Genomic DNA, 579 nt, shown 5'->3' on the forward strand with positions numbered 1-579 from the left:
AGCGAAGCCGCGAGGTGTAGCAAATCCCATAAAACCATTCTCAGTTCGGATTGCAGGCTGCAACTCGCCTGCATGAAGCCGGAATCGCTAGTAATCGCGGATCAGCATGCCGCGGTGAATACGTTCCCGGGCCTTGTACACACCGCCCGTCACACCACGAGAGTTGGCAACACCCGAAGTCGGTGAGGTAACCTTTATGGAGCCAGCCGCCGAAGGTGGGGCCAATGATTGGGGTGAAGTCGTAACAAGGTAGCCGTATCGGAAGGTGCGGCTGGATCACCTCCTTTCTAAGGAATTAAAACGGAGACGTACTGGTGCTGGTTTGTTTAGTTTTGAAAGATCGATGATCTTTCATGTGAACCTTGAAAACTGGATAAGCAAGATTCAACGAACATCGAAACAAGAAAGCGTCTTAGTCACATGTAGTTAAGTGAATAAGGGCGCACGGTGGATGCCTTGGCACGAGGCGCCGATGAAGGACGGGACTAACACCGATATGCTTCGGGAAGCCGTAAGTAGGCTATGATCCGGAGATGTCCGAATGGGGGAACCCACGGTCCGTAATGGGACCGTATCCTG

General features: G+C 52.3%; 2 rRNA genes. Both read left to right on the forward strand.

The annotated features are described in order from the left end of the window. Window positions 1-287: ribosomal RNA gene (locus HOP45_RS20465) — 16S ribosomal RNA — on the forward strand; the annotation flags it as partial. Window positions 288-424: 137 nt separating this feature from the next. Next, window positions 425-579 (forward strand): 23S ribosomal RNA (locus tag HOP45_RS20470); the annotation flags it as partial.

Origin of the sequence: Thalassobacillus sp. CUG 92003 (genome assembly GCF_013618635.1) — a bacterium.
Classification (GTDB): domain Bacteria; phylum Bacillota; class Bacilli; order Bacillales; family Halobacillaceae; genus CUG-92003.